A 2,261-nucleotide genomic window follows, 5' to 3' on the forward strand; every position below is an offset into this window, starting at 1 on the left:
CTAAGGCTCTCGGTGTTGGTGCTGATATTATTTTAGCAATGATAGGACAAAATATGATACACCAAAAGACACTGAACCTAAACAAGACCCTAAAGCTACTCAAAAGACTGACGAACCATCAGATATTATATTCGAAATGATAAACAAAGCGGATAGCCAAGAATCATTAAAGGATATTTGGACTTCATACCCAAATTATCAACGTAATCAAAAATTTAAAAACGCTCTAACAAATGCAAAATCAAAATTACCTAAATTACAACCAGCAAGTTGATTTCTTTGAGAATAATCATTGCTATATAACTAAAGAAGGAAAACAGCTTCAAGGCATAACAGGCATCATCTCAAAGATGTTATTTCCAGACAAGTATAGTAACATTCCGGAACATATATTAAATAAGGCTGCTGAATATGGTAGCCTTATTCATTCTAAATGTCAAGAGAATGATATATTCGAAACCTCTGATTGTATGGAGGTTGAAAATTATATGAAGATAAAACAAGAACATGACCTTATTCCTTTGGAAAATGAATATTTAGTATCTGACAATGAGCGTATAGCTACAATGATAGATAATGTATTCCGGGCATCGGATAATAGCGTTCATCTTGGGGATATAAAAACAACATCGGTTTTAGATATTGAAAGTTTATCATGGCAGCTATCAATTTGTGCATTCTTATTTGAATTTCAAAATCCTCATTTAAGTATAGATAAATTATATGGTATCTGGCTTCGAAAAGATAAATATAAACTGCAAGAAGTTGAAAGAATACCAAACAGTACTATTATATCTCTTATTGATGCGTATTTTAATAATGCTTCATTCGAGAACCCAATAAAACAAAATACATCGCTTGAAATAGAAGAGTTAATTGCTATTGATGAAGAAATATCTATTCTTGAAGAGAGAAGGGCGAAACTATTATTAGATATACAGCCATTAATAGAAAAGCAACAATATAAAGATGATAAGGTAACCATATCATGGGTTTCGCCTAGCACTTCAATCGGTTTCGACTCTTCAAAATTCAAAAAAGAAAATCCGGAACTAGCCGATAAGTATAAGAAAGAAACTACTAAATCAGGTTTTGTTAAAGTAACTTATAAAAAAGAAAAAGAATGTCAGTAAATAAAGTAATTCTAGTGGGCCATGTGGGGAAAGACCCAGATGTAAAACATTTTGATAATGGTACGGTTGTTGCATCATTTTCATTGGCTACCACTGAAAAAGGATATACAGCACAAAACGGAACAACTATTCCGGATCGCACCGAATGGCACAACATAGTATGTTGGCGTGGATTAGCTAAAGTAGCTGAACAATATGTAAAGAAAGGCAGCCAATTGTACATAGAAGGAAAAATACGATCACGTTCGTATGATGATGCTAGCGGAGTCAAGCGGTATATAACTGAGATATATGTTGATAATTTGGAGTTGTTAGGCGGTAAGCAAAATCAAAACAGCGAATCTGAACAAACTCCAGTTGAATCACAACATACTACTGCAGCAATTGGCGATGATGACGATCTCCCTTTTAATTAGGGTTTTCGGTAATCCATAAAAATAAAAACCGATGGAATTATTTTGTACAAATACAGCTCGAGGATTAGTTCCAAATTACGATTCTGATTTTGAAGAAAAGAAAAAACTTAAAATCGGAGAAGTATATAAGGTAAAAGTAACCAAAGCAAGAAACTACCATTTCCATAGGAAATACTTTGCCCTTATAAACTGTGCATGGGAATATCAAAATCAGGGTGTAACAGATCACTTTAAAAATAATGTAGATCTATTTAGAAAGACTGTTGAGATGTCAGCAGGACATTGCGATACTATTTATTCTATTCCTCGTAATGAATGGATTGAAACGCCTAAATCAATATCCTTTGAAAAAATGGATGAAATTGAATTTCAAACGCTATATGAAAAAGTAAAAGATGTTTTATTCTCTGTCTTTCTAAAAAAAATAAGCGAGGAGGAATTTATGCGAAACTTAGTAAATTTTTGATATGATAAAACAAGTAAGCAAGAAACAAGCTCAGAAGAATAGGGCGATAGCAAAGATAAAATCTAAACTATCGCCTTTTTGCTTTATATGTGGGAAACATGGAACTGATCTTATGCACCTTTTACCTAAATCTACATTCCCGGAACATTATACCAATCCATTAAACTTGGTTATGGGCTGTAGGCGCTGCCATAACTTATATGATAATGATCTTTTATTTCGCCAACAGCAAACTGATATATTTAA

General features: G+C 32.9%; 4 protein-coding genes. All 4 read left to right on the forward strand.

Annotated elements, in window-relative coordinates:
• Positions 1-233 precede the first annotated feature (233 nt).
• The gene (locus HMPREF9456_RS10110) at positions 234-1,133 is read left to right on the forward strand and encodes a hypothetical protein (RefSeq protein WP_006843426.1); all 900 of its coding nucleotides are present in this window, start codon (positions 234-236) and stop codon (positions 1,131-1,133) included.
• Positions 1,124-1,549 (forward strand): single-stranded DNA-binding protein, encoded by a 426-nt coding sequence (locus HMPREF9456_RS10115; protein ID WP_006843427.1) that lies wholly within the window; start codon positions 1,124-1,126, stop codon positions 1,547-1,549. The genes HMPREF9456_RS10110 and HMPREF9456_RS10115 overlap by 10 nt, the downstream gene beginning before the upstream one ends.
• 31 nt (positions 1,550-1,580) lie before the next feature.
• Complete coding sequence (locus HMPREF9456_RS10120) at positions 1,581-2,015, forward strand: DUF1367 family protein (RefSeq protein WP_006843428.1); 435 nt, start codon at positions 1,581-1,583, stop codon at positions 2,013-2,015.
• A 1-nt stretch (position 2,016) separates the two neighbouring features.
• The coding region (locus tag HMPREF9456_RS17230; RefSeq protein ID WP_006843429.1) for a hypothetical protein at positions 2,017-2,261 on the forward strand (245 nt) is incomplete at its 3' end.

Origin of the sequence: Dysgonomonas mossii DSM 22836 (assembly GCF_000213575.1) — a bacterium.
Classification (GTDB): Bacteria; Bacteroidota; Bacteroidia; order Bacteroidales; family Dysgonomonadaceae; genus Dysgonomonas; species Dysgonomonas mossii.

Coding starts and splice junctions, on each gene's coding strand:
- HMPREF9456_RS10110 (WP_006843426.1), top strand. CDS start 234: ATGCAAAATCAAAATTACCTAAATTACAACCAGCAAGTTGATTTCTTT.
- HMPREF9456_RS10115 (WP_006843427.1), top strand. CDS start 1,124: ATGTCAGTAAATAAAGTAATTCTAGTGGGCCATGTGGGGAAAGACCCA.
- HMPREF9456_RS10120 (WP_006843428.1), top strand. CDS start 1,581: ATGGAATTATTTTGTACAAATACAGCTCGAGGATTAGTTCCAAATTAC.